Below are 25592 nucleotides of genomic sequence, written 5' to 3'. Positions count from 1 at the left end.
ACGGACCGTGAAAACGGTCCGTTTTGTATTGTCTTGCGTTGTTTTGCATTGGAGGGGCCCTCCCGGCACTGCTAGAATCGCTGTCTTAATCGTTGTCGATACAACGATTTATTCGCCCCGCCCTTTCGCGCCGTCTTTTTCGCTTTCTCGCCCTCGCCTCGCCATGCAATCGCTCTGGATGTTGTTTGCCGCCTTCGCCTTTTCGTTGATGGGAGTGGGGGTCAAGCTGGCGTCGACGTACTACACCACGGGCGAAATCGTGTTCTACCGCAGCCTGATCGGCGTAACGATCATGTGGATCATGCTTGCGTCACAGGGCATCCCGGTGCGCACGCCGCACATGGCCACGCATATCAAGCGCAGCATCTTTGGCGTGACCGCGCTGCTGCTCTGGTTCACGTCGATCACGATGCTGCCGCTGGCTACGGCGATGACGCTCAACTACATGTCACCGGTCTGGATCGCACTGATCCTCGGCGCCGGTGCGGCGCTGGCCGGCACGGCGGGCGGCGCGGACAAGAAGCTGATCGGTGCAATCCTGTTGTCGTTCGCAGGCGTGATCTGCCTGCTGCAACCTTCAGTGGGCCAGGACCAGCTGACCGGCGGCATGATCGGCCTGATTTCAGGCGTGTTCACGGCCCTGGCCTACGTCGAGGTGCGCCAGTTGGGGCAACTGGGCGAGCCCGAGGGCCGCATCGTGTTCTATTTCTCGGCGGTCGGCCTGGTCTGCGGGCTGGTCTGGATGCTTTATTCGGGCACAAGCCAACATACCTGGCACGGCGCCGGCCTGCTGCTGGCCATCGGCATCCTGGCCACGCTGGGCCAGACCTCGATGACGCGCGCCTACAAGCGCGGCAACACGCTGCTGACGGCCAACCTGCAATACGCCGGCATCGTGTTCTCCAGCGTGTGGGGCATGCTGGTCTGGGACGACAAGCTCAACTGGATTTCGTGGCTCGGCATGGCACTGATCGTGGCCAGCGGCATTGCCACCACGCTGACCCGCGCGCGCGATACGGACAAGCACCCCACCGCCGCCACGCCGGTGAAATCCGCCGAGGCGGAAGTGCATCCCGAGGTCTGATTTTCCGGCTTGCCTGCACTGGCGGTGTAGCATTGACGGCAGATTCCCACTCCCCGAGAGACAGGTCCTTCATGCCATCACCGCTGATCACCGCTTCCGAACTGAATCCGCTACGCGCCGCCGGCCAGCAGCACATTGTCGTGGTCGACTGCTCGTTCGACCTCACCAACCCTGCCGCTGGCCGCGAGAGCTATCAGCAGGGGCACATTCCGGGCGCTTTCTACCTGCATCTGGACAACGAATTGTCGGGTCCGAAGACTGGCGTCAACGGCCGCCATCCGCTGCCCGACGCCGACCTGTTCGTGGCACGCCTGCGCGCACTGGGCGTCAATGACGACACGCTACTGGTGGCCTACGACGCGCAGGGCAGCATGTACGCCGCGCGGCTCTGGTGGCTGGCACGCTGGATTGGCCATGGCGCGGTGGCCGTGCTCGATGGCGGCAAGAATGCCTGGATAGCGGCCGGCCTGCCCGTGGAACAGGGCGCAACCCCCGACCCCGAAACCGGCGGCAACCTGACGCGCAAGGCATCACTGGTACGTACCGTGGACGCCGATGCGCTGGTGGACAACCTCGACCAGCCTGCGCTGCTGGTGGTCGATGCCCGCGCGGCGGATCGTTTCCGCGGCGAGAACGAGACGCTTGATCCGGTCGGCGGCCATATCCCCGGCGCCGCGAATCGCTTCTTCAAGGACAACCTGACGCCCGACGGCTATTTCAAGCCGGCCGCCCAGTTGCGCGCGGAGTTCGGCCAGGTATTTGGCGGCAAGGCTCCGGCGCAGACGGTCATGCAATGCGGCTCGGGCGTAACGGCTTGCCACAACCTGCTGGCAATGGAAGTGGCCGGACTGGCCGATGCCGCGCTGTATCCGGGATCGTGGAGCGAGTGGTGCGCCAACCCGCAACGGCCGGTAGCTACCGGCGGCTGAACGACAAAAAAAAAGCGGCGTCAGTTTGACGCCGCTTCCGCATTTACCTTCGAGTGGCGATGTGCATGCTGTTCGTGCACGCCATTGGTAATGAACACGATCGCTGCAATGCCGGCCGCTACCAGCACCACCTGCACCGCCGACTCCTTGAGTCGCGGCTTGCGTTGCATTTGCGGCATCAGGTCGCTGACGGCGATGTAGACGAAGCTGCTCGATGCGATCACCAGCACGTACGGGATCCAGCCCGTCAGCTGGTCCAGCAGGAAATAGCCGACAATGCCGCCCAAAATCGCGGCCAGGCTCGACAGCAGGTTGAACGCAAACGCGCGCGCCTTCGAGAACCCCGCGTTCAGCAGCACGATGAAGTCACCCACTTCCTGTGGAATCTCGTGTGCTGCAATGGCCAGCGCGGTCACCAGGCCGATATGCGGATCGGCCAGGAATGCAGCGGCAATCACAATGCCATCGGCAAAATTGTGGAACGTATCGCCGACCAGGATCGTCAGGCCGCTGCGGCCGGCCTCTTCCCGGTCATGCCCATGATGATGGTGATGTCCGTCGCCTTCGTGATGATGCGAGTGGCGCAGCAGCGAGATCTTTTCCAGCAGGAAAAAGCCGAGCAAACCGGCCAGCAGCGTGCCAAACAGCGCGCGCGGATCGGCACCGGACTCGAATGCCTCGGGCAGTGAATGCAGCAGCGCGGTAGCCAGCAGCACACCGACCGAGAAACTCACCATGCGCTCCACCACGCGCGAGGCCACGGTCAGCGACAGCAGCGCCGCACCGAGGATGCTGCCGACGCCCGAAATCGTCGCCGCCAGCAGGATGTACAAAAGCGTGGAATGGATGATCAACTCCCGGACCGGCCCCCGCCCGACCACCGGGCAGTCGTCGCCGACTGGCTACACCCGCATTAACGCAACATGGTTGCAAAAACGCGAAAGTCCGCATTGTACGTACGTCCGCGTCCCTTTTGCAATCACCCGCGCATATGTAGGGGCATGGTTCCAGGCTGCCCACCTGGTTCCAGAGTGCTCTACACGACCTCGTGTGCCTTGAACCACGCCAGGCAGCGCTGCCAGCCGTCCTTGGCTGCCGACTCCACATAACTGGGGCGATAGTCGGCATTGAATGCATGCCCGGCTTCGGGATAGACCACGAATGCAGACGCCTTGGCGTCTGGATCGGATGAAGCCGCCAGCGCCGCCTTCATCCTTGCCACATGTTCCTGCGTGATGCCGGTGTCCTTGCCACCGTAGAGGCCCAGCACCGGCGCATGCAGTTCGCCGACGATATCGACCGGATTGCGCGGCTTCAGGGCATTGGGCTCGCCCACGAGCTGTCCGTACCAGGCCACACCGGCCTTCACGCGCTTGCTGTGCGCGGTATATAGCCAGGTGATGCGACCACCCCAGCAGAATCCGGTGATCGCCAGCCGGTCCACGTCGCCGCCATGACTGGCTGCCCAGGCCACGCAGGCATCGAGATCGCCCATGACCTGTGCGTCAGGTACCTTCTGGATAACGTTGGCCTGCAGTTCCTGGATCGTGCCGTAGCTGCTCGGGTCGCCCTGGCGCGCAAACAGTTCGGGCGCGATCGCCAGATAGCCCAGCTTGGCAAAGCGGCGGCAGACATCGGCAATATGTTCGTGCACGCCGAAGATCTCGCTGATCACCAGCACCACGGGCAGCTTGCCCTTGCCTTCCGGCTGGGCGCGGTAGACCGGCATGTTGAAGCCGTTCGACGGCACCGTGACTTCTCCGGCGGTCAGGCCATTGAAATCGGTCTTGATGGTTTGTGCCGTCACCGGCAGAACTGCCGCGGCAAAGGCCGAGCCCAGCGCGGTCTTGACGAAACTGCGGCGGTCGAACGACTGGCCGGGGACAAGGCTTTCCACTTCTGGCTTCAGCATGCACGGTCTCCTTGGGATCGGGGCGCCGCATGATGTGACGCAAGCGCGGCGCCGTCGATTCTAAGCAAACATGGCCGGCAACGCACGCGCCGCCGGCCACCGTGTTGCTTACGCCCAATTACATCAGTGCAGCTTCACGCGCGGGCTGGTCTTGCTGCGCAGCCAGTGGGTCACCGTATCGAGGCCCATGCCGATGGCGCCATGCAGCGCCAGCACGTGCATCCGATACAGCGATGTGTACATCAGCCGCGCCATCAGGCCTTCGATAAACATCGAGCCGCCGATCAGTCCACCCATCAGGCTGCCCACCGCACTGAAGTGTCCCAGCGAAACCAGCGAGCCAAGATCCTTGAAGCCGAACTGCGGCAGAGGCTTGCCTGCCAGCCGCGCGCGCAGCGCGTCGTACAGGAACGTGGCCTGCTGGTGCGCGGCCTGTGCGCGCGGCGGCACCGTAGTCTGCTTTTCGGCCCAGGGTGCGGCTGCGCAATCACCAAATGCGAAGATGTCGGGGTCGGTCTCGCTCTGCAACGTGGGACCCACTACGATCTGCCCCATCTTGCTGACCGGCAGTCCCAGCGTACGCAGCACGCCGGGCGCGGTGATGCCGGCAGCCCATACGGTCAGGTCCGCGTCGATATGCTTGCCACTGGCGGTCAGCACGGCATCGCCAGTGACCTCGGTCACGCGCTCGGACGTAAACACATCGACCTCCAGCTTGCGCAGCAGCTTGGTGGTTTCCGTCGATACGCGTTCGGACAGCGCCGGCAGGATGCGCGGCCCCGCCTCGATCACGTGGATACGCACGTCACGGCGCGGATCGAGTTGATGGAGGCCATAGGCGTTGAGCACATGTGCAGTGTTGCGCAGTTCCGCGGACAACTCCACACCGGTGGCACCGGCGCCAATGATTGCCACATCCACACGCGGACGGCCATCGTCGCCTACCCGGCCGCGGCCATTCTGCGCACGCACGCAGGCTGCAATCAGCTTGCGTCGGAAGCGCTCGGCCTGATCGACGGTGTCGAGTGCGATCGCGTGTTCCGAGGCACCGGGCACATTGAAGAAATGCGTGACGCAACCGATGGCAAGCACCAGCGTGTCATAGGGCAACTCGCGTGCGGGCAACAGCTCGGTGCCGTCCTGGTCCAGGCACGCGGCCACGTTGATCACCTTGCGTGCGCGATCGATGCCGGTCAGCTCGCCTTGCTGGAATTCGAAGTGATGCCACCGCGCCTGCGCCACATACTCAAGCTGGTGGGTGTTCGGATCCATGCTGCCGGCCGCCACTTCATGCAGCAGTGGCTTCCAGATGTGCGTTGGCATGCGGTCGACCAGTGTCACCTGCGCCTGGCGCGACTTGCCGAGCTTGTCGCCAAGACGCGTGACGAGTTCGAGCCCGCCAGCCCCGCCACCGACCACGATGATCCGATGGAGTTGATTCAATGAACGCGGTGCCACGCTGACCTGTGTACCACTGACGATGGTTTCCGTAGGAGTAGGGGCGCTTTCCTCTCTGCCTTGTGCGTTGCTCATGGTCTACCCGATGTTTTCAATTTGAAAACCGGTGCAGGCCCCTGCGGTGACTTTCTGTTGTGGTCTCGCACCGCGAGGCCGATGTTCTGCGTCTGGAGATACTGACAAAAACGGCTTGATTGCTGCCAGTGTGCTGCAGAGCAGCACGGCTGGCAAGCGTTACGCAGTCGATTCAATCCGTACTCTTATGCATACATCGGCATCGCGCGGGAGACATTGCAAGACCCTTGCTTCAGTGCGCCTCTTCCCAGTTCGCACCACTGCCCACTTCGGCCACCAGCGGCACGTTCAGTTGCGCTACCGCGCACATCAGCTCGGGCAACTTCACCTTCACAAGCTCGAACTCGGCCTGCGGCACTTCCAGCACAAGTTCGTCGTGCACCTGCATGATCTGGCGCGAGCCAAGCTTGTCATTTTCGATCCAGTCCTGCACCGCGATCATCGACAGCTTGATCAGGTCCGCGGCAGTGCCCTGCATCGGCGCGTTGATGGCCGCGCGCTCCGCCGCCTGCCGGCGCGGACCGTTGCCGCCGTTGATATCGGGCAGCCATAGCCGGCGGCCGAACACGGTTTCCACATAGCCCTGCTCACGAGCCTTCTGGCGCGTTTCTTCCATGTAGTTGGCCACACCCGGGTAGCGCATGAAATAGCGGTCGATGTAGTGCTTGGCGGCCTCGCGCTCGATGCCGAGGTTGCTGGCCAGGCCAAACGCGCTCATGCCATAGATCAGGCCAAAGTTGATTACCTTGGCATAGCGGCGCTGCTCGCTCGAAACCGCTTCACGTTCCACACCGAAGATCTCGCTGGCCGTGGCACGGTGAACGTCCTCGCCATTGGCAAACGCGCGCAACAGGTTTTCGTCGCCCGAGATATGCGCCATGATGCGCAGTTCGATCTGCGAATAGTCGGCCGACACGATCACATTGCCTGGCGCGGCGATAAACGCCTCGCGGATACGGCGGCCTTCCTCGGTACGTACCGGAATGTTCTGCAGGTTCGGATCGGTCGACGCCAGCCGGCCCGTCACCGCCGTGGCCTGGCCATAGCTGGTATGCACGCGGCCGGTCTTGGGGTTGACCATCTTCGGCAGCTTGTCCGTGTACGTGGACTTGAGCTTGGACAAGCCGCGGTAATCGAGCAGCAGCTTCGGCAACGGATAATCTTCCGCCAGCTTCTGCAGCACCTCTTCGTCGGTGGACGGCGCCCCGCTGGCGGTTTTCTTGACCACCGGCAGCTTCATCTGGTTGAACAGGATTTCACCGATCTGCTTTGGCGAACCCAGGTTGAACGGCTGACCCGCAGCCTCGTGCGCCGCGCTTTCGGCCTCCATCATGCGCTGGCCCAGGTTGGCGCTCTGCGCGGCCAGGCGTTCCGCATCGATCAGCACGCCATTGCGCTCGATCTTCTGCAGCACTACCGAGACCGGTACCTCGATCTGCTCGTAGACGTACTTCAGCCCTTCCGCAGCTTCCAGTTGCGGCAGCATCTTGCGATGCAGGCGCAGCGTCACGTCGGCGTCCTCGGCCGCGTATTCGGTGGCGCGTTGCAGGTCGATCTGGTCGAAGCCGATCTGGCTGGCACCCTTGCCGCAGACCTCTTCGTACGTGATCGTCTTCAGGCTCAGTAGCCGTTCGGCCAGGCTGTCCATGCCGTGATTGCGATGCGACGCCAGCACATAGCTTTCGAGCATGGTGTCATGGGCGATACCGCGCAACGTGACGCCATGGTTCATGAACACGTGCGAGTCGTACTTCAGGTGCTGGCCCAGCTTGGGACGCGACGGGTCCTCAAGCCACGCGCGCAGGCGTTCGAGCACGTATTCGCGCGTCAGTTGCCCGTGGTTGTCCATGCCGGCCACATCGGGGCCGCGATGCGCCACCGGTATATAAGCGGCCGCGCCCGGCTCCACCGACACCGAGATGCCGACCAGTTCGGCCAGCATCGGATCGAGCGAGGTGGTCTCGGTGTCGACTGCGACGATCGGCGCATCGAGGAGCTTCTGGATCCACGCATCGAGCGCCGCTTCGGTCGTCACGGTCTCATAGCGGATCTCGGCCGGCGCCAGTTCTTCGGCGGGCTGGTCTCCAGCCGCTGCGGCGGAGTCGGCGGAAGCGTCCGGGGCGTCGAACAACCCGCCCTGGGCTGGCTTCGGTGCAGGACGTGCCGCGGCGGCACGCGCGTTGGGCAGCGCCTCGCCAGTGGCCTCGCGCAGCCACGTCTTGAAACCATAGCGCTGGAAGAACGCGATCAGCTTTTCCTTGTCCTCGCCATGGCCGTGCAACGCGTGGAAATCGGCTACGGCATCCGACAGGTCGCAATCGACCTTGACCGTCACAAGTTCGCGCGCGCGCGGCAGCCAGTCCAGCGTGTTGCGCAGGTTCTCGCCCACCACGCCCTTGATGCCGCTCGCGCCGGCCATGATGTTGTCGAGCGTGCCGTATTCGGTCAGCCATTTGACCGCGGTCTTCGGACCAACCTTCGGCACGCCGGGCACGTTGTCCACCGCATCGCCGATCAGCGACAGATAGTCGACGATGCGCTCGGGCGGCACGCCGAACTTGTTCTGCACGCCGGGCGGGTCAAGGATTTCGCCGCTCATTGTATTGACCAGCGTGACATGGTCGTTGACCAGTTGCGCCAGGTCCTTGTCGCCCGTGGATACAACCGTACGCACGCCCTGCTGCGTAGCCTGGCACGCCAGCGTGCCGATCACGTCGTCGGCTTCCACGCCTTCCACCACCACGATCGGCCAGCCCAGCGCGCGCACCGCTTCATGGATCGGCTCGATCTGGCGCGCCAGATCCTCGGGCATCGAAGGCCGGTGTTCCTTGTATGCGGGATACATGTCATCGCGGAACGTCTTGCCCTTGGCGTCGAACACGCAGGCGATATACTGTGCCGGGAAATCGTTGCGTAGCTTGCGCAACATGTTGATCATGCCGTAGATTGCCCCTGTGGGCAGACCTTCGCCATTCCTCAGGTCCGGCAGCGCGTGATACGCGCGATACAGATAGCTCGATCCATCGACGAGCAAGAGTGTTTTTGGACTATCCGACATTCCCATGGACTCTAAATTGACTGGTGCCCCTGCAGGCGGTGCTGACACCGCCCCCCTCGCCGACACGGACGTTTCCGACATTTCCGGTAACACGGTGAATCCGCCGCCCGGGAAAGCTTCTGCGCATGCCGCGGCCATCGCCGCGAAAGCCGATGCTGCGGCCGCCGGCAAGAACCCCGAAGAACAGGAAGCTGCCGCACGCGCGGCGGCGGCGCGCGCAAATCCGCGCAAGATGATTCCAAGCCTGCGTGCGCTGGCCGACGAAGACCGTGCCACGGCCAAGAAGGCGCGTGCCTCGTGGCAAATGTTCACGATTATGGCAGAGTTCATCGAGGCGACCGAGTACCTCTCGGAGATCCGCCCTGCCGTATCGATCTACGGCAGCGCGCGGCTGCGCGAAGACTCGCCCTACTACCAGAAGACCATCGAGATTGCCCGGCTGTTTTCGGACGCCGGCTTCGCGGTGATCTCGGGCGGTGGACCCGGCATCATGGAAGCGGCCAACAAGGGCGCGCACGCGGGCAAGTCCGCCAGCGTCGGCCTGAACATCGAACTGCCGCACGAGCAGCAGGGCAATCCGTATCAGGACATTGCCATGCGCTTCCGCCACTTCTTCACGCGCAAGGTCACGTTCGTGAAGAACTCCGACGCGTTCATCGTGATGCCGGGCGGTTTCGGCACGCTCGACGAACTGGCCGAGGTGCTCACGCTGGTGCAGACCGGCAAGTCGCGCGCGGTGCCGGTGGTGATGTATGGCAGCCGGTTCTGGAAGGGTCTGCTCGACTGGTTCCGTTTCACGCTGCTGCCCATGGGCCTGATCGCCGAACACGACCTCGACCTGATGAAGATCGTCGACGAACCGCAGGAAGTGCTCGAAGCCGTGTACGAGTACTACGAGAAGCGCGGCGGCGACAATCCGATTCCGCCCAAGGAAGAAATGTTCTATCTGTAAGGCATTGGGTGCTGCATCCGCCTGCCGGGCACAACGCCCGCGGGTGGACGCAAGGCCACGAGAGCGGCCCGGAAACTGCAGGAATTGCTAGAATGGAAGCCTGTTCGCCTGCCAGCATCCGGCGCCGCCGGGTGCACAGGCCAAATCCGCGTTGCCGGGCCGACTACCCGCGCGCACAGGAGCCTCAGATGACTTCCCCTTCGCAACCGGGTGCCAGGCTGGCCGATCTGCATGCCGCCATCGGCCGCCACGGCTATCTGCTCGCGCTCGCCGCAACCGTGCTGGCGCTGTCGGTAACGACGCGCGCGCTGGCCCAGGGTTCGGAATCCAGCAATGCGCTGACGCAGCAGGAACTGAACCAGATCAACAACCAGCCGATCGCACCCGCCGCCAAAAGCCAGCTGAACCAGCCTCGCGAGCCGAGCTTCCAGCTGCGCGAACGCGATGGTACGCAGGTGACCGAGTACCGCGACAAGGGGCGCGCCACCGAAATCCAGGTACAGTCGGGTTTCGGAACCAAGTATGAGATGAGCAAGCCTGAAGACAGCTCGCCCAAGATTCGTGACCATGATGTGAACCGCGTGCCGTCGGTGAACCTCAAGTTCTGAGCGCCACGGACGATTGTCCTGATAGTCTTCAGTGTTTTAGTCCCTGGACTCCTTACCCACGACCGGTGCCGGGTATTTGCCTGGCATCGATCGCGCCGGCCCTCCGGCAGCAATGCCGCGGCGGTGGAACGCGTTGACCTGATGGCTCCGGCCTGACGGTTCCGGTCCGCCGCTCCCTGATTCGCACCAATTAAACAGTATGGCCGTATTCACCACGGTCTCGCAGGACGAGATCGCCCGCTGGCTGCTTGACTACGACCTTGGCGAAGTGCGCGCGCTGCGCGGCATTGCGTCGGGCATAGAGAACAGCAACTTCTTTCTGACCATGGAGCAGGACGGCGTCACGCGCGAATTCGTGCTGACGATCTTCGAGCGGCTGCGCTTCGACCAGTTGCCCTACTACCTGCACCTGATGGATCATCTGGCGCGTCACGGCATCAGTGTGCCGGCCCCGATGCCGGCGCGCGATGGCGAGATCCTGCGCGACCTCAAGGGCAAGCCCGCGACCATCGTCACGCGCCTGCCCGGCGCCTCGCAACTGGCCCCGCAGGCCGCCCACTGCGCCGAAGTCGGCACGATGCTGGCGCGCATGCATCTGGCTGGCCAGGACTATCCGCGCCAGCAGCCAAACCTGCGCAGCCTGGCGTGGTGGCAACAGACCACGCCCGAGATCACGCCATTCCTGGACACCGCGCAACGCAAGCTGCTGGCCGACGAGATCGCGCACCAGACCGCGTTCTTCGGCGGCGCCGACTATGCCGCGCTGCAGGGCGGACCGTGCCATTGCGACCTGTTCCGGGACAACGTGCTGTTCGATACCGCCGATGGCCAGCACAGGCTCGGCGGCTTCTTCGATTTTTACTTCGCCGGCAACGACAAGTGGCTGTTCGACCTGGCCGTCACCGTCAACGACTGGTGCATCGACCTGGCGACCGGCGTGCTGGACCGCACGCGCGCGCAGTCCATGCTGCAGGCCTATCATGCGGTCAGGCCGCTGACTGACGTGGAAGCCGCGCACTGGCAGGACATGCTGCGCGCCGGCGCCCTGCGTTTCTGGGTGTCGCGCCTGTGGGACTTTTACCTGCCGCGTGAGGCCGACATGCTCCAGCCACACGATCCGACCCACTTCGAACGCATCCTGCGTCGCCGCATCGAAGACGCGGCAACGCTCCCCTGGATCTGATTCGCCATGCAACTACTGGAAGTTTCCGCCAAGGAAGGCTACGTCTGGCTGCGCCAGGGCGTCTGGCTGTTTCGCAAGAACCCGCTTGCGTTCCTGATGCTGCTGTTCATCTACCTGATCGCCGCACAGCTGGCGATCTTCGTGCCGCTGTTCGGCATCATCGCGCTGCTGGTGTTCACGCCGGGCCTGTCGGTGGGCGTGATGACCGCGTGCCGCGATGTCATCCTGAACAAACGCGTATTACCAACCATCCTGCTGGCCGGCTTCCGCGCCAACGGCAAGCAGGCCACCCGCAATCTGCTGGTGCTGGGCGCAATCTATGCGGTGCTGGTATTCACGCTGAGCCTGATTGCCACGTCGGTGGTCGATATCGGTGCCGTGGCGCCGATGGTGCTCAAGGGCGAGGAACCGTCGGCTGAAGCAGTGCGACAGCTCTACTTCGCACTGATGATCGGCGCCGTGATGTACACGCCGATTGCGATGATGTTCTGGTTCGCACCACTGCTGTCGGCCTGGCACCAGGTACCGCCGGTCAAGGCGCTGTTCTTCAGCTGGACGGCCTGCTGGCGCAATCGCGGGGCATTCTTCACCTATGCGTTGCTGTTCGCGGTGTTGCTGGTGGCCGTGCCACTGGTCCTGGAGACGGTCTTCGCAGCGTTCGGCGGCCAACAGGTGTTGTCGTTCCTGGTGACGCCGTATTCGCTGCTGATGCTGGCGGTCCTGTACTGCTCGTTCTATGCGACCTACCGCGGCTGCTTCAACGTGGTGCCGCCGGGCGAAGCCGGGAATGGCGCGACGCAAACGCAGCCCTGATTGTTCGCTCCCTGTCCCGCTCGCGGGACAGGGAGCCCCCCTTCAATCGATCGGGTCGAGCTTCGCTACCGCCAGCGCCAGCCACTTCGCGCCATGGCGCTTGAAGTCGATATTGGCCCGCGCATCGGCACCCTCGCCTTCCAGCGCCTTGATCCGGCCTTCGCCGAACTTGGTGTGGAACACGTTCTGGCCCACGCGGAAACCGGTCGCTGCCGCACGCTTTTCCTCGGCGTAGTTCTTGCCGGTGTCCATGCCGCCAGTCGGCTTGCCGGTGTACGGCACGTCTTCCGAGCGCTTGAACCAGTCACGGCCCCAGGCGTTGTCGCGCTCCTGGCGGCTCACACCCTGGTTGCCATAGGACTGGCCTTGCGGCGTAATCCACTTCAGCGAGACCTCGGGCAGTTCCTCGAAAAAGCGTGAGCGCACGTGATAGCGCATCTGTCCATGCAGCATGCGGCTTTGTGAGAAGGACAGGTAGAGGCGTTCGCGCGCGCGCGTGATCGCCACGTACATCAGGCGGCGTTCTTCCTCGAGCCCATCGGCCTCCATCGCACTGTTCTCATGCGGGAACAGGCCCTCCTCGAGTCCGGTGATAAACACCGCATTGAACTCCAGGCCCTTGGCTGCGTGCACGGTCATCATCTGCACCGCGTCCTGGCCCGCCTGGGCCTGGTTGTCGCCAGCCTCCAGCGAGGCATGGGTCAGGAAAGCCACCAGCGGCGTCATCACCACGGGCAGTTGCTCGGGATCCAGCACCTGCTGGTCCTGGTCGCCCTGGGCCAGTGCTGGCAGCGCGTCGCGATTCGCCGGCAGCATGCGCCCTGGCGCATCGAGTCCATAGCCCTCTTCCATCACGAAAGCCTGCGCCGCGTTCACCAGTTCCTGCAAGTTCTCGATGCGATCCTGGCCTTCCTTCTCGGTCTGGTAGTGCGTGATCAGGCCGCTCGTGTTGATCACGTACTCAACGGTTTCCGCCAGTGTCATGCGACTGGTCTCGGTACGCATCTGCTCGATCAGGCGCAGGAAGGCGCCCAGCGAACTGCCGGCCTTGCCCGGCACGTAGGCCACCGCCTCGGCCAGCGACACGTTGTACTGGCGCGCCGCGTCCTGCAGCGTTTCCAGCGACCTGGCACCGATGCCGCGCGTCGGGAAGTTGACCACGCGGCCGAATGCGGCGTCGTTGCGCGGATTCTCGATCAGTTGCAGGTAGGCCAGCGCGTGCTTGACTTCGGCACGCTCGAAGAAGCGCAGGCCACCGTACACCCGGTACGGAATGCCCGACGAGAACAGCGCGTGCTCGATCACGCGCGACTGCGCGTTGCTGCGATACAGGATCGCCACCTCGGCGCGCGCCATGCCCTGCGCGATCTGGTCGCGGATCTCCTCCACGATCCACGCCGCTTCCTGGCCATCCGTACCGGCCTGGAACACGCGTACGGGCTCGCCATGACCTGCGTCGGTGCGCAGGTTCTTGCCCAGCCGACGCGCATTGTGCGAGATCAGGTGGTTGGCGGAGTCGAGGATATGCCCATGCGAGCGATAGTTCTGCTCGAGCTTGATCATGTGGCGCACGCGGAATTCCTGCTCGAAATCGCGCATGTTGCCCACGTTGGCGCCGCGGAACGCGTAGATGCTCTGGTCGTCGTCGCCCACCGCGAACACGGCCGCCGCATTGCCGGTGCCATAGCCCGCCAGCAGCTTGAGCCACCGGTACTGCAGCACGTTGGTGTCCTGGAACTCGTCGACCAGCACATGGCGGAAGCGGTGCTGGTAGTGCTGGCGAATCGCGTCGTTGTAGCGCAGCAGCTCAAAGCAACGCAGCAGCAGTTCGGCAAAATCGACCACGCCCTCGCGCTGGCACTGTTCGTCGTAGGCCGCGTAAAAATCGACAAAGCGGCGGTTGAAATCGTCGTTGGCCTCGACATCGGCCGGCCGCAGTCCCTGTTCCTTGGCGCTGTTGATGAAATACTGGACATTCTTGGCCGGGAACTTCTCGTCGTCGACGTTCAGCTGCTTGAGCAGCCGCTTGATGGCCGACAACTGGTCCTGGCTGTCCAGGATCGCAAAGGTCTGCGGCAGCCCGGCATCGCGGAAGTGCGCACGCAGCATGCGGTTGCACAGGCCGTGGAACGTGCCGATCCACATGCCGCGCGTGTTGATCGGCAGCATCGACGACAAGCGCGTCTGCATTTCCTTGGACGCCTTGTTCGTGAACGTCACGGCCAGGATGCCGGCCGGCGACACGCGCCCGTTCTGGATCAGCCAGGCAATCCGCGTGGTCAGCACGCGGGTCTTGCCGCTACCCGCGCCGGCCAGGATCAGGGCCGGTTCGTCCGGCAAAGTGACGGCGGCGAGTTGTTCGGCGTTGAGATTGGCAAGCAGGCTGGACATCGGGTCAGGGCCGGTAAAGTAGGCGGCAATTATACCGGCGGCCACCACCCCGGTTTGTCGGGAACCTGAACCCGCGTGCGCCCGAAGACGCGCTCCGCGGCCAGAAATGCGCACCGGCACGCCGCCTCCCCTATAATTTGACGTTTTCCCGGCCGAATGCCGTGGCACGCCGATCCGCCTGCCGGCCTGGGCCCTGACCCGCATACCACGCATCCCACGACATCCCAGCATGACCGCAGAAGACCAGTCCCTTGCCAAGAGCTTCGAACCCGCCGCCATCGAGGCAAAGTGGGGCCCAGAATGGGAGCGCCGCGGCATTGCCCAGCCCACCTTCGACCCCAAGCGCCCCGATTTCGCGATCCAGCTGCCGCCACCCAATGTGACCGGCACGCTGCACATGGGCCACGCGTTCAACCAGACGATCATGGATGGGCTGGCTCGCCATGCGCGCATGCGCGGCGCCAATACGCTCTGGGTACCGGGCACCGACCACGCCGGTATTGCCACGCAGATCGTGGTGGAGCGCCAGCTGGAGGCGCAGGGCGTATCGCGCCATGACCTGGGCCGCGAGAAGTTCACCGAGAAGGTCTGGGCCTGGAAGGAAGAGTCGGGTTCGACCATCACGCGCCAGGTGCGCCGCATGGGCGCCTCGATCGACTGGACGCGCGAGTACTTCACGATGTCGCCCGAGATGTCGAAGGCCGTGACCGAGGTCTTCGTGCGCCTGTACGAACAAGGGCTGATCTACCGCGGCAAGCGCCTGGTCAACTGGGATCCGGTACTGGGCACCGCCGTGTCCGACCTCGAAGTGGACAGCGTCGAGGAAGACGGCTCGCTCTGGCATATCCACTATCCGCTGGCCGAGCCCGATAGCGTGCGCGGCCTGACCCACCTGACCGTGGCCACCACCCGCCCTGAAACCATGCTCGGCGATACGGCCGTGATGGTGCATCCCGAGGATGAACGCTACGCCCACCTGATCGGCAAGTTCGTGCACCTGCCGCTGACCGACCGCCAGATTCCGGTGATTGCCGACGAATACGTCGACCGCGAATTCGGCACCGGCGTGGTCAAGGTAACCCCGGGGCACGATTTCAACGACTATGCCGTGGGCCAGCGCCACAACCTGCCGCAACTGTCGATCCTGACGCTCGACGCGAAGATCGTGGCCGACGCACCGGCCGCCTACGCCGGCATGGACCGTTTCGACGCGCGCAAGAAGATGGTCGACGACCTCGAGACGCAGGGCCTGCTGGGCGAAGTGAAGAAGCACAAGCTGATGGTGCCGCGCAGCGAGCGGACCAGCAGCGTGATCGAGCCGATGCTGACCGATCAGTGGTTCGTCGCCATGAGCAAGCCGGCGCCGGAAGGCACGTTCAATCCGGGTCGCTCGATCGCCGACGTAGCGCTCGACGCGGTGCAGAGCGGCGAGATCAAGCTCGTGCCCGAGAACTGGAACAGCACCTACAACCAGTGGCTGGCCAATATCCAGGACTGGTGTATCAGCCGCCAGCTCTGGTGGGGTCACCAGATCCCGGCCTGGTACGACGAAGCCGGCAAGGTGTTCGTGGCCCGTACCGAAGAAGAGGCGCTGGCCCGCGCGCAGGCGGCAGGCAGCAACGGCCCGCTGCGCCGCGAGGAAGACGTGCTCGACACGTGGTTCTCGTCCGCGCTGGTCCCGTTCTCGTCGCTGGGCTGGCCCGAGGAAACCCCGGAAATCCAGCACTTCCTGCCGTCATCGGTACTGGTTACCGGCTACGACATCATCTTCTTCTGGGTGGCGCGCATGGTCATGATGACCAAGCACTTCACCGGCAAGGTGCCGTTCCACACCGTGTACGTGCACGGACTGGTGCGCGACTCCGAAGGCAAGAAGATGAGCAAGTCCGAGGGCAACACGCTTGACCCGGTGGACCTGATCGACGGCATCGACCTCGATCCCCTGCTCAAGAAGCGCACCACGGGCCTGCGCCGCCCGAAGGACGCGCCCAAGGTCGAGGCGCGGACCAGGAAGGAATTCCCCGACGGCATCCCGGCCTTTGGCGCCGACGCGCTGCGCTTCACGTTTGCGTCGCTGGCCACGCTGGGCCGCAATATCAATTTCGACACGGGCCGCTGCGAGGGCTATCGCAACTTCTGCAACAAGCTCTGGAACGCCACCCGTTTCGTGCTGATGAACACCGAAGGCCAGGACTGCGGCATGGGTCCGTGCAGCAACGATTGCGGCCCGGATGGCTACCTGCACTTCTCGCAGGCCGATCGCTGGATCGTGTCGCTGCTGCAGCGCGTGGAAGCCGAGGTCGAGAAGGGTTTCGACGAATACCGCTTCGACAACATCGCCAGCGCCATCTACAAGTTTGTCTGGGACGAATACTGCGACTGGTACCTGGAACTGGCCAAGGTGCAGATCCAGACCGGCACACCGGCACAACAGCGCGCCACGCGCCGCACGCTGCTGCGCGTGCTGGAGACCGTACTGCGGCTGGCGCACCCGATCATCCCGTTCATCACCGAAGAACTGTGGCAGAAGGTGGCACCTCTGGCCGACCGCGCCCGCGGTGACGGTTCGGAAACCATTGCCACGCAGCCGTACCCGCTGCAGGCCGCCGCCAAGATCGACGAGGCCGCCGAAGCGTGGGTTACCGAACTGAAGGCCGTGGTGGACGCCTGCCGCAACCTGCGCGGCGAGATGAACATTTCCCCGGCTCAGCGGATCCCGCTCTATGCGCACGGCGACAGCGCCTTCCTGAAGGAAGCGGCGGCGCAGGTGCAGGCACTGGCGAAACTTTCCGAAGTCAAGGTGTTCGAAGACGAAACCGAGCTGCAGCGTGAGGGAGCGGGCGCACCGGTGGCGATCGTTGGCGGCAACCACCTGCTGCTGAAGATCGAGATCGACGTGGCGGCCGAGCGCGTGCGCCTGTCGAAGGAAATTGACCGGATCGCGGGCGAGATCGGCAAATGTCGTGGCAAGCTGTCGAACGAGAGCTTCGTGGCCAAGGCACCACCTGCGGTGGTGGCCCAGGAAAACCAGCGTATGTCGGATTTCGAACAGATGCTTTCGAAGCTACAAGATCAACTACAGCGTCTGCCGTCTTGAAGTGACGGTCAGGGCCGTCCGGCCCCCAAGTCGGACGGAACCTGACAGACGGCCCCCTCATCGTACGGCACGGTATTACACCGGATTGAAAAGGAAGCTGAAATGGAAAACCGCGTCACCAAGGCCGTCTTCCCCGTTGCCGGGCTAGGCACCCGATTCTTGCCCGCCACAAAAGCAAGCCCCAAGGAGATGCTGCCAGTGGTGGACAAGCCGCTGATCCAGTACGCCGTGGAGGAAGCCATTGCCGCAGGCATCAACGAGATGATCTTCGTCACGGGCCGTTCCAAGCGCGCCATCGAGGACCATTTCGACAAGGCCTACGAACTGGAGATGGAACTCGAGGCCAAGAACAAGCAGGCGCTGCTCGATGTGGTGCGTTCCATCAAGCCCAAGAATGTCGAATGCTTTTACGTGCGCCAGCCCGAGGCACTGGGCCTGGGCCACGCAGTGTTGTGCGCGGCACGACTGGTCGGCGATGCACCGTTCGCGGTGATGCTGGCGGACGACCTGCTGGACGGCGGCGCCGAAGAACCCGTGATGAAGCAGATGGTGGATGTGTACAACCACTACAACTGCTCGGTGCTCGGCGTCGAGGAAATCGCGCCCGAGCAAAGCCGCTCCTACGGCGTGGTCGATGGCCGCGAGTGGGACGAACGCGTGATCAAGATGTCGGGCATCGTCGAAAAGCCGGCCCCCGAAGATGCACCGTCGAACCTTGGCGTGGTGGGACGCTACATCCTGACGCCGCGCATCTTCGACCATATCCGCGACCTGAAGCCAGGCGCCGGCGGCGAATTCCAGTTGACCGACGCGATCCAGTCGATGCTGGGCCAGGAGCAGGTGCTGGCCTACCGCTACAAGGGCGTGCGCTATGACTGCGGCAGCAAGCTCGGCTACCTCAAGGCCACCGTGGAATTCGCACTCAAGCACCCTGAAGTGCGTGACGAATTCAGTGCGTATCTGGCACAGCGTGGTTGATATCGGTTGATTCCGATTCGAACGCTACAATAAAAAACCGCCTCTCCGGAGGCGGTTTTTTATTTGGCTTTGTCTTTTCTCCCCTCTCCCGCGCGCGGGAGAGGGGTTGGGGGAGAGGGCCAGCGCATCAATCGAGACAAGTCGAAATTTGAACCGCTTGCCCTCTCCCCCGCCCCTCTCCCGCAATGCGGGAGAGGGGAGAAAACCGTACGACAATTACCGCTCAACGACGCTTCATATAAAACACGAACACCTTGTCCACTTCGGCGTGCGACAGCAGTTCATTGCCGGTCTGCTTGGCGAACGCCTGGAAATCGCGCGTCGCGCCCGGGTCGGTGGCCAGAACCTTGAGCACTTCGCCGCTGGCCATGTCCGCCAGCGCCTTCTTGGTTCGCAGGATCGGCAGCGGACAATTCAGGCCGCGCGCGTCGACTTCTTTCTGGAATTCCATTCCTCTCACCTTCTAGTTCTGGTTGATGCCGTATTGTAGCGAAGCGCTGACCAGGCTGAAGTCGGTCGGGCGGCGTGGATCGGGAATGTCCTCGCCGGTGGCCCGGTCGTAGAAGCGCACCGGCAGTCCGCGGCGCTCGAGGAAATCGGCCACGGCAAACCCGGTGCCGGCATTCCAGATGCGCATGCTTTCGGGCGCTACGAGCTTGTACTCGACCAGTTCCTCGGACAGGCGGATCTCGCCTTCTGCGCGGACGTGGTACGCGATGATCAGTTCGTTCTTGCGCATGAACTCATAGACGCCAATCAGCGACGCCGAAACGGTGTCGAGATTGGTCTCCTCCTTGAGTTCGCGTGCCACACCCAGTTCGGGCGTTTCATCGCGCTCCATGAATCCGGTCACCAGCGCGAACATTTTCTCGGGCCACGCGGCATTGCGCGCCAGCAGCAGTTTCCCTTCGTACTCGACCACGGCCGCCAATACCGGCAACGGGTTGTCCCAGTGCACAAAGCCACAACCATCCTGCACGCAGGCATGGCGATAACGGCCGGACATCGGCATGTGTTCAAGTCCCGCACCGCATCGGGGGCAGAAACGATAGGGTTCCATCGTGGGGCTCCTGGGTCAGTCTCGTTATTCTCAGTATCAACGCGCGCAAGCCGCGCGAATGTCGGCCGCAAACGCCTCGACCGTTTCCGGTTGCAAATCCCAAGCACACATCAGGCGGCAACCACCCGCGCCAATAAACGTGTAGAACAGCCAGCCTTTTGCGCGCAGCGCCTCGATTGCCGGCAGCGGCAACTCGGCGAACACGGCATTGGCTTGCGTCGGGAACATGATGCGCACGCCCGGAATATCGGCAATCCGTTGCTGCAGCAGCGTGGCCATTGCATTGGCATGGCGGCCGTTCTTGAGCCAGACATCGTTTTCGAGCATGCCCAGCCATGGCGCCGAGATAAATCGCATCTTCGACGCCAGATGCCCGGCCTGCTTCACGCGATAGGCAAAATCCTCGGCCAGGCGCCGGTCGAAGAACACTACCGCCTCGCCCACCGGCAAGCCATTCTTGGTGCCACCAAAACACAGTACGTCCACACCGGCACGCCATGTGATTTCGGACGGATGCACACCCAGCGATGCCACTGCATTGGCGAAACGCGCACCGTCCATATGCACACGCAACTGGCGGCGCTTGGCAATGGCCGCAATCGCGCGCACTTCGTCGACCGTATAGACCGTGCCCACTTCGGTGGCCTGCGTCAGCGATACCACGCGCGGCTTCGGATAGTGGATGTCGGTGCGGCGCGTCACCAGCGCCTCAACCTCGTCGGGCGTCAGCTTGCCGTTCTCGCCCGGGGCAGTCAGCAGCTTCGAGCCATTCGAGAAAAACTGCGGCGCGCCGCACTCGTCGGTTTCGATATGCGCCAGCTCATGGCAGATCACGGAATGATATGACTGGCACAACGACGACAGCGCCAGCGAATTGGCGGCCGTGCCGTTGAAGACAAAGAAGACCTCGCAATCGGTCTGGAACAGGTCGCGAATGCGATCGCACACCTTCTGCGTCCAGCTGTCGTCGCCATAGGCTTTCTCGTGGCCGGTGGCGTTGGCTTCGAGAAAATACTTCAGCGATTCCGGGCAGAAGCCGGCGTAGTTGTCGGAAGCGAACTGCTGCATGGTGGAAACTGCGGAGGTCATCTGGTCAAACCCTGCTGCGCTTACTTCTTGTCGAGCCAGAGCTCGCCGCCGGTGGCCCAGTTCTCGCGCTTGACGTCGGTGATGATGATGTCCACGGCACCGGCCGAGCAGCCAAGCGTCTCGCACGTGACGCGCGTGACTTCCTCGACAAACTTGCGCTTCTGTTCAACGGTGCGGCCTTCGAACATCTCTACATGAAACGTGGGCATTGCATGACTCCTTGGCGTCTTGTCAGTCTTTGTATGAAGGATCGATTCTATCGAGTTTGCGCAGCAGCGCGGGCCATTCCATGACACCCTCGATGGCGCCGTTGTCGAACAGCTGCAACGACGTACGGTCGGCCACGGCCGCCGGTGGCTGCACCGTGGCGCTGCCCAGTTGCGCGCCGAGCTGGATCTCGCAGGCCTTGATCAACGTGGCCATCAGCACATACGCCTCGGCCACGGTGCGCCCGGTGGTCAACGTGCCGTGGTTGCGCAGCAGCATGGCCGGGTGTGCGCCCAGCGACGCGGTCAGACGCGCGCCTTCGGCCGGTGTGAAGGCCAGTCCCTCGTAGTCGTGATAGGCGATGCGGCCATGAAAACGCATGGCATGCTGCGACAGTGGCAGCAAACCCTCGGCCTGGGCCGATACCGCGATGCCGGCCGTGTTATGCAGGTGCATCACGCAATGCGCATCGGCACGTGCGGCATGCACAGCGGCGTGCAGCGCGAAGCCGGTCACATTGACCGGGTGCACGGTCTCGCCGACCACTTCGCCACGGCCGTTGATCTTGACCAGGTCAGAAGCACGGATCTCGTCGAACGCGAAACCGAACGGGTTGATCAGGAAGTGATCGGGCTCACCAGGCACGGTGGCCGAGATATGGGTATAGATCAGGTCGTCCCAGCGTTCGAGTGCGGCCAGCCGATAGGCGGCGGCCAGGTCCACGCGCACGCGGGCTTCCTCTGGGCTGACTGGCGAGGCCGGGCCTGCGGCACGCCCGGGCTGCAAGGCAAAAGACATGGGGCTTTGCTTTCTGCGCCGCCCTGCAGCGCCGGCGCGGGTGCGGCCAGGTCGAGTGAGCGGCGAAGCCGATACTGTAGCGCAGTCGCTAGTTTGCCGTGCGGCCAGCCACCGGCATGGTGCGCCACATCCACAGGTAGATCAGCGCGCCGCACAGCAGTGCCAGCGCCGCCACCCCAAGCGATGCGCCGAAGCCGCCGGTGCGTGCCACCAGCGCGGTTGCCAGCGGCGGCCCGGCGATCTGACCAATCGCGTAGGCGGCGGTCATCAGGCCAATCAGCTTCGACGCGCTGGCGCCCCAGAGCCGGCGCGCCTCGCGCATCGCAAACGAGACCAGCGCCGTGAACGGCAGCCCGACCAGCAGGCTGCTCAGCGCAAATCCGGTCACGGTGGGCCATATGGCAGCCACAGCCACGCCCGCGGCCTGCAAGGCGTACAGGAACATCATCATGCGGCGGTTGTCGTGATGCATGCCCACGCGCGTCACCAGCCATGCACCCACCGCCACGCCAACGCCGAGGATCGGCCAGAACAGGTCGGCCCAAACGCTGCCGGGCATCGCCTGGCGGGCGATCACGGGCAGGAACGTAGCCGTGATGATGTAGCCGAAGCCAGCCAGCCCGTAGGCCAGCGTCAGCGCCCAGGTTTCCAGGTCGAGCCGTGGCGTGCCAACCGGCGCCGAGGACGCCGCCTGCCCGCTGCCAGCATGCACGGCCGGCAGCGCCGATCCAAAGACACGCCACACCGGCGCCAGCATCAGCGCGCCAAGTATCGTAAAGGCTATCCAGCCCCAGTCCGCCTGCCACCGCGCCGCTACCATGCCAAAGGTGGACACGCCGGTGACCACGATGCCGATACCGGGTCCGCAGAACATCAGTCCGCCCAGCGCCGGATGGCCGAGTTCCGCCAGCCGCTGCATGCACCACGCCGTCGCGTAGACCATGACCACCGCGCTGGCTATGCCGGCCAGCGTGCGCCATGCCAGCCACGCCACCATGCCGCCCGGCAGGGCCATCGCCAGCGTCAGCACCACGGTCAGTGCCAGTGACGCGCGCACGATGCGCACCGGATCGGGCCGGAAAAACAGGCACAGCAGCGCGCCCAGCAGATAGCCGATGTAGTTCAGCGTCGCCAGCGCCCCGCCTTGCGCCAGCGTGACGGTGCCGTCATGCAGCATCATCGGCAGCAGCGGGGTAAACGCAAAGCGGCCAATGCCCATGGCCAGCGCCAGCGAGACCAGCCCGGCCATGGCCACGGCCCATGGACCGGCGGTTTGTCGGGCAGTCCGCCCGGCGGTGACATTGATATCGGCTGAAGGCATTGGCGCGGCCGGATTCGCGATCCCGGCATTTGAAATTGGGCTTGTAGTTGACTATGCTATGCGCGATCATCCATCACGACAAATGAATGATTGAGATGCAAATCATCTCGATTTGAAAAGGGTTACGGATATGGACCTTGCGGCACTGGAAATTTTCCGCACCGTGGTCGAGGCTGGCGGCGTCACGCGGGCCGCCGAGCGGCTGCATCGCGTGCAATCGAACGTCACCACGCGGATCCGGCAACTGGAACAATCGTTGGGGGTGGAACTGTTCGTGCGCGACGGCCGGCGCATGGTGCTCACTCCGGCCGGGCAAACGCTGTTCGACTATGCCTGCCGCATCCTGCAGCTCTCCGATGAGGCGCGCCACGCGGTGCAGCCCGCCCATCCACATGGACGCCTGCGGATTGCTTCGATGGAAAGCACGGCGGCGAGCCGCCTGCCCAATCTGCTGGCCGCCTATCACCAGGCGTGGCCCGATGTCGAACTCGAACTCGTGACCCTGCCAACACGCCAGGCGCTGGAAGCGCTGCGCCGCTTCGAAGTCGACTGCGCCTTCGTGGCCGAACCGGTGGGCGACCCCGAACTGGTCAGTCGGGCGGGATTCGCAGAGGAACTGGTGATCATTGCCAGCGCCACGCATGCGCCGATCCGCACCCCCGCCGATATCGAACGCGCCACCTTGCTGGCCTTCGAGGCTGGTTGCAACTACCGGTCGCGGTTCGAGCAGTGGTATGGACAGTGTGGCCATGCCGCCAGCCGCGTGATCCAGCTCGGCTCGTATCACGCCATCGTGACCTGTGCGGCGGCTGGCATTGGCGTGGCAATCATGCCGCGTTCGGTACTGACCCTCTATCGCGACCTGCCAAAGATCAGCATCCACCCCCTTGGCGATGCTGGCCAGGTGACCACTGTATTGGCCTGGCATCCGTCGATGGGCAGCGCGGCGCTGCTGGCATTGGCCGACATGCTGCCGCAGTTGCCAGGTACGCTCGACGATACAAAGGCTGCCGCCTGAAGCAAGCGTAAACCTGGCCGGAGCCACGCCCACGCCATGCAAGATGTGGCCGGTCGCCTACACTGAAAGTGGCGCGACCACGGCACCCACGGCGGGTCGCGCCCCGCCATGACACACGCATTCGCGTTGCGCCGGTCAGCGCTGCCAGCCTGCCACCGGCCGCAGTTCCTGAACTGGCTGGTGCTGGCCTGCCTGGGCCTGGTCCTGCTGGCAATTTCCGGGGCAAATGCCCAGACGGCATCGTCGAGCACGCCCGCAACCTCGGTTTCCGCGGCGCCGCCGGTTTATGTCATCCCGGTACGAGGCGCGATCGGGCCGGCCAGCGCCAGCTTCGCCGTGCGCGGCATGGAACAGGCGCGCAAGCAAGGCGCCCAGCTGATCGTGCTCGAAATGGACACGCCGGGCGGGCTCGACCGCTCGATGCGCGACATCATCCAGGCCATCCTGGCGTCGCCGGTGCCGGTGGCCACCTACGTCTATCCCGGTGGTGCGCGTGCCGCCAGCGCGGGCACCTACATCCTCTACGCCAGCCATATCGCCGCCATGGCGCCCGGCACCAATCTTGGCGCGGCCAGCCCGGTTGCCATCGGCATCGGCGGGACGAAGCCCGAGGCAGGCCCCGCACCGGCATCGGCACCAGCAAGTGCGCCTGCGGCCGAGGACACCATGACCCGCAAGCAGATGCACGACGCCTCGGCCTATATCCGCGGACTCGCGCAGTTGCGGCATCGCAATGCCGAATGGGGCGAACGCGCGGTGCGCGAAGCGGTCAGCTTGTCCGCCGACGAAGCCGTGGCACAGAAGGTGGCCGACCTGGTAGCACCGGACCTGCCTGCCCTGCTCAGGCAGATCGACGGCAAGCGCTTCGAGGCAGCCGGTGCCACGCGCGTGCTGCACACGGCAGGCGCGCCGATCGTCACGCTGGAACCCGACTGGCGCAGCCGCCTGCTGGCTGTGATCACCGATCCCAGCGTGGCGCTGATCCTGATGATGATCGGCATCTATGGGCTGATCTTCGAGTTCTCCACGCCCGGCATGGTGGTACCCGGCATCGCCGGAGCCATTTGCCTGCTGCTGGGCCTGTTCGCGCTGCAGATGCTGCCAATCAACTACGCGGGACTCGCGCTGATCGCGTTCGGTGTGGGATGCATGGTCGCGGAAGTATTCTTGCCAACCTTCGGCGCGGTAGGCGTCGGCGGCATCATCGCCTTCGCGTTTGGTGCAGTGATGCTGATCGATACCGATGTGCCCGGCTTCGGCGTGCCACTGTCATTGATTGCCGGCCTGTGCGCGATCTCGGCAGCGTTCCTGTTCGGCATGTCTACGCTGCTGCTGCGCGCGCGCCAGCGTCCCGTGGTGAGCGGCGCCGACACGCTGGTGGGCAGCATTGGCGTGGTGGTCGACGCGACCCCGGCCGATGGCTGGGCCATGGTGCGCGGCGAGCAATGGCGCATCCACAGCAACAGCGCGCTGGCATGTGGCCAGTCCGTGCGCGTCACGGGACGCCATGGGCTGGTGCTCGATGTCACTTCGCTTCACGATGCCTGACACAACAAGGAGC

General features: G+C 64.0%; 21 protein-coding genes. 10 read left to right on the top strand and 11 right to left on the bottom strand.

Going from position 1 to position 25592, the window contains the following annotated elements; translation table 11 throughout:
• Positions 1–163 precede the first annotated feature (163 nt).
• A complete protein-coding gene (locus ACO550_RS21840) occupies positions 164–1084 on the top strand; it encodes an EamA family transporter (RefSeq protein WP_315594801.1) in 921 nt (306 codons plus the stop codon).
• 71 nt (positions 1085–1155) lie between these two features.
• Positions 1156–2013, top strand: coding sequence for a rhodanese-like domain-containing protein (locus ACO550_RS21835; protein ID WP_315594802.1), 858 nt, complete (start codon positions 1156–1158; stop codon positions 2011–2013).
• A 20-nt stretch (positions 2014–2033) separates the two neighbouring features.
• On the opposite strand, the gene ACO550_RS21830 is transcribed toward ACO550_RS21835, so the two are convergent.
• From ACO550_RS21830 to polA, 4 genes are all read right to left on the bottom strand, one after another.
• Entirely contained in the window at positions 2034–2867 is an 834-nt protein-coding gene (locus tag ACO550_RS21830; protein WP_315594803.1) for a ZIP family metal transporter, read from the bottom strand.
• Positions 2868–3049: 182 nt separating this feature from the next.
• Positions 3050–3925 (bottom strand): dienelactone hydrolase family protein, encoded by an 876-nt coding sequence (locus tag ACO550_RS21825; RefSeq protein WP_315594804.1) that lies wholly within the window; start codon positions 3923–3925, stop codon positions 3050–3052.
• Positions 3926–4048: 123 nt separating this feature from the next.
• Positions 4049–5458: an FAD-dependent oxidoreductase gene (locus ACO550_RS21820; protein WP_315594805.1), complete on the bottom strand. Its 1410-nt coding sequence runs from the start codon at positions 5456–5458 to the stop codon at positions 4049–4051.
• 232 nt (positions 5459–5690) lie between these two features.
• Positions 5691–8516, bottom strand: a complete 2826-nt coding sequence (gene polA, locus ACO550_RS21815; protein ID WP_315594806.1) for a DNA polymerase I — start codon at positions 8514–8516, stop codon at positions 5691–5693.
• Between the two features lie 4 nt (positions 8517–8520).
• On the opposite strand from polA, the gene ACO550_RS21810 reads away from it, so the two are divergent.
• The 4 genes from ACO550_RS21810 to ACO550_RS21795 all read left to right on the top strand — a co-directional run bounded on the left by ACO550_RS21810 (position 8521) and on the right by ACO550_RS21795 (position 12072).
• Positions 8521–9468, top strand: coding sequence for a TIGR00730 family Rossman fold protein (locus tag ACO550_RS21810; RefSeq protein WP_315594807.1), 948 nt, complete (start codon positions 8521–8523; stop codon positions 9466–9468).
• Between the two features lie 188 nt (positions 9469–9656).
• Entirely contained in the window at positions 9657–10076 is a 420-nt protein-coding gene (locus ACO550_RS21805; RefSeq protein ID WP_315594808.1) for a DUF2782 domain-containing protein, read from the top strand.
• A 199-nt stretch (positions 10077–10275) separates the two neighbouring features.
• Positions 10276–11259, top strand: coding sequence for a homoserine kinase (locus tag ACO550_RS21800; RefSeq protein ID WP_315594809.1), 984 nt, complete (start codon positions 10276–10278; stop codon positions 11257–11259).
• A gap of 6 nt (positions 11260–11265) precedes the next feature.
• The gene (locus ACO550_RS21795) at positions 11266–12072 is read left to right on the top strand and encodes a BPSS1780 family membrane protein (RefSeq protein WP_315594810.1); all 807 of its coding nucleotides are present in this window, start codon (positions 11266–11268) and stop codon (positions 12070–12072) included.
• A 42-nt stretch (positions 12073–12114) separates the two neighbouring features.
• On the opposite strand, the gene ACO550_RS21790 is transcribed toward ACO550_RS21795, so the two are convergent.
• Positions 12115–14463 carry a UvrD-helicase domain-containing protein gene (locus ACO550_RS21790; RefSeq protein WP_315594811.1) on the bottom strand — a complete coding sequence of 783 codons (2349 nt, stop codon included), beginning with the start codon at positions 14461–14463 and terminating at the stop codon, positions 12115–12117.
• 229 nt (positions 14464–14692) lie between these two features.
• Between ACO550_RS21790 and ACO550_RS21785 the strand changes: the two genes are divergently transcribed.
• Positions 14693–17560, top strand: a complete 2868-nt coding sequence (locus ACO550_RS21785; protein ID WP_315594812.1) for a valine--tRNA ligase — start codon at positions 14693–14695, stop codon at positions 17558–17560.
• A gap of 102 nt (positions 17561–17662) precedes the next feature.
• Positions 17663–18538, top strand: coding sequence for a UTP--glucose-1-phosphate uridylyltransferase GalU (gene galU / locus ACO550_RS21780; RefSeq protein WP_315594813.1), 876 nt, complete (start codon positions 17663–17665; stop codon positions 18536–18538).
• Between the two features lie 223 nt (positions 18539–18761).
• Here the strand turns inward: galU and ACO550_RS21775 are convergent, their stop codons facing one another.
• From ACO550_RS21775 to ACO550_RS21750, 6 genes are all read right to left on the bottom strand, one after another.
• Positions 18762–18989, bottom strand: coding sequence for a sulfurtransferase TusA family protein (locus ACO550_RS21775; protein ID WP_092594406.1), 228 nt, complete (start codon positions 18987–18989; stop codon positions 18762–18764).
• Between the two features lie 12 nt (positions 18990–19001).
• The gene (locus ACO550_RS21770) at positions 19002–19598 is read right to left on the bottom strand and encodes an NUDIX domain-containing protein (protein ID WP_315594814.1); all 597 of its coding nucleotides are present in this window, start codon (positions 19596–19598) and stop codon (positions 19002–19004) included.
• A gap of 36 nt (positions 19599–19634) precedes the next feature.
• On the bottom strand, positions 19635–20666 hold the full coding sequence (locus ACO550_RS21765; protein ID WP_315594869.1) for an aminotransferase class V-fold PLP-dependent enzyme: 1032 nt from the start codon (positions 20664–20666) through the stop codon (positions 19635–19637).
• A gap of 41 nt (positions 20667–20707) precedes the next feature.
• Complete coding sequence (locus ACO550_RS21760) at positions 20708–20896, bottom strand: 4-oxalocrotonate tautomerase (RefSeq protein ID WP_315594815.1); 189 nt, start codon at positions 20894–20896, stop codon at positions 20708–20710.
• Between the two features lie 22 nt (positions 20897–20918).
• Positions 20919–21692, bottom strand: coding sequence for a class II aldolase/adducin family protein (locus tag ACO550_RS21755; protein ID WP_315594816.1), 774 nt, complete (start codon positions 21690–21692; stop codon positions 20919–20921).
• Between the two features lie 88 nt (positions 21693–21780).
• Positions 21781–23013, bottom strand: coding sequence for a YbfB/YjiJ family MFS transporter (locus ACO550_RS21750; protein ID WP_315594817.1), 1233 nt, complete (start codon positions 23011–23013; stop codon positions 21781–21783).
• A 130-nt stretch (positions 23014–23143) separates the two neighbouring features.
• Between ACO550_RS21750 and ACO550_RS21745 the strand changes: the two genes are divergently transcribed.
• Together ACO550_RS21745 and ACO550_RS21740 are read left to right on the top strand one after the other, a co-directional pair.
• Positions 23144–24031, top strand: coding sequence for a LysR family transcriptional regulator (locus ACO550_RS21745; RefSeq protein ID WP_315594818.1), 888 nt, complete (start codon positions 23144–23146; stop codon positions 24029–24031).
• A gap of 108 nt (positions 24032–24139) precedes the next feature.
• A complete protein-coding gene (locus ACO550_RS21740; RefSeq protein WP_315594819.1) occupies positions 24140–25579 on the top strand; it encodes an NfeD family protein in 1440 nt (479 codons plus the stop codon).
• The last annotated feature ends 13 nt before the right edge of the window (positions 25580–25592 follow it).

This window comes from Cupriavidus sp., assembly GCF_057315035.1.
Note: the sequence above shows the minus strand (reverse complement) of the source record. Positions and strands in the feature narration are given on the sequence as shown.

Bases quoted from the DNA above. Each gene is read 5' to 3' on its own strand.
- ACO550_RS21800 (WP_315594809.1), top strand. From the start codon at position 10,276: ATGGCCGTATTCACCACGGTCTCGCAGGACGAGATCGCCCGCTGGCTG.
- ACO550_RS21765 (WP_315594869.1), bottom strand. From the start codon at position 20,666: ATGCAGCAGTTCGCTTCCGACAACTACGCCGGCTTCTGCCCGGAATCG.
- ACO550_RS21805 (WP_315594808.1), top strand. From the start codon at position 9,657: ATGACTTCCCCTTCGCAACCGGGTGCCAGGCTGGCCGATCTGCATGCC.
- ACO550_RS21810 (WP_315594807.1), top strand. From the start codon at position 8,521: ATGGACTCTAAATTGACTGGTGCCCCTGCAGGCGGTGCTGACACCGCC.
- ACO550_RS21755 (WP_315594816.1), bottom strand. From the start codon at position 21,692: ATGTCTTTTGCCTTGCAGCCCGGGCGTGCCGCAGGCCCGGCCTCGCCA.
- ACO550_RS21795 (WP_315594810.1), top strand. From the start codon at position 11,266: ATGCAACTACTGGAAGTTTCCGCCAAGGAAGGCTACGTCTGGCTGCGC.
- ACO550_RS21785 (WP_315594812.1), top strand. From the start codon at position 14,693: ATGACCGCAGAAGACCAGTCCCTTGCCAAGAGCTTCGAACCCGCCGCC.
- ACO550_RS21790 (WP_315594811.1), bottom strand. From the start codon at position 14,463: ATGTCCAGCCTGCTTGCCAATCTCAACGCCGAACAACTCGCCGCCGTC.
- ACO550_RS21740 (WP_315594819.1), top strand. From the start codon at position 24,140: ATGACACACGCATTCGCGTTGCGCCGGTCAGCGCTGCCAGCCTGCCAC.
- ACO550_RS21840 (WP_315594801.1), top strand. From the start codon at position 164: ATGCAATCGCTCTGGATGTTGTTTGCCGCCTTCGCCTTTTCGTTGATG.
- ACO550_RS21820 (WP_315594805.1), bottom strand. From the start codon at position 5,458: ATGAGCAACGCACAAGGCAGAGAGGAAAGCGCCCCTACTCCTACGGAA.
- ACO550_RS21770 (WP_315594814.1), bottom strand. From the start codon at position 19,598: ATGGAACCCTATCGTTTCTGCCCCCGATGCGGTGCGGGACTTGAACAC.
- ACO550_RS21760 (WP_315594815.1), bottom strand. From the start codon at position 20,896: ATGCCCACGTTTCATGTAGAGATGTTCGAAGGCCGCACCGTTGAACAG.
- ACO550_RS21775 (WP_092594406.1), bottom strand. From the start codon at position 18,989: ATGGAATTCCAGAAAGAAGTCGACGCGCGCGGCCTGAATTGTCCGCTG.
- ACO550_RS21750 (WP_315594817.1), bottom strand. From the start codon at position 23,013: ATGCCTTCAGCCGATATCAATGTCACCGCCGGGCGGACTGCCCGACAA.
- ACO550_RS21835 (WP_315594802.1), top strand. From the start codon at position 1,156: ATGCCATCACCGCTGATCACCGCTTCCGAACTGAATCCGCTACGCGCC.
- galU (WP_315594813.1), top strand. From the start codon at position 17,663: ATGGAAAACCGCGTCACCAAGGCCGTCTTCCCCGTTGCCGGGCTAGGC.
- ACO550_RS21825 (WP_315594804.1), bottom strand. From the start codon at position 3,925: ATGCTGAAGCCAGAAGTGGAAAGCCTTGTCCCCGGCCAGTCGTTCGAC.
- polA (WP_315594806.1), bottom strand. From the start codon at position 8,516: ATGTCGGATAGTCCAAAAACACTCTTGCTCGTCGATGGATCGAGCTAT.
- ACO550_RS21745 (WP_315594818.1), top strand. From the start codon at position 23,144: ATGGACCTTGCGGCACTGGAAATTTTCCGCACCGTGGTCGAGGCTGGC.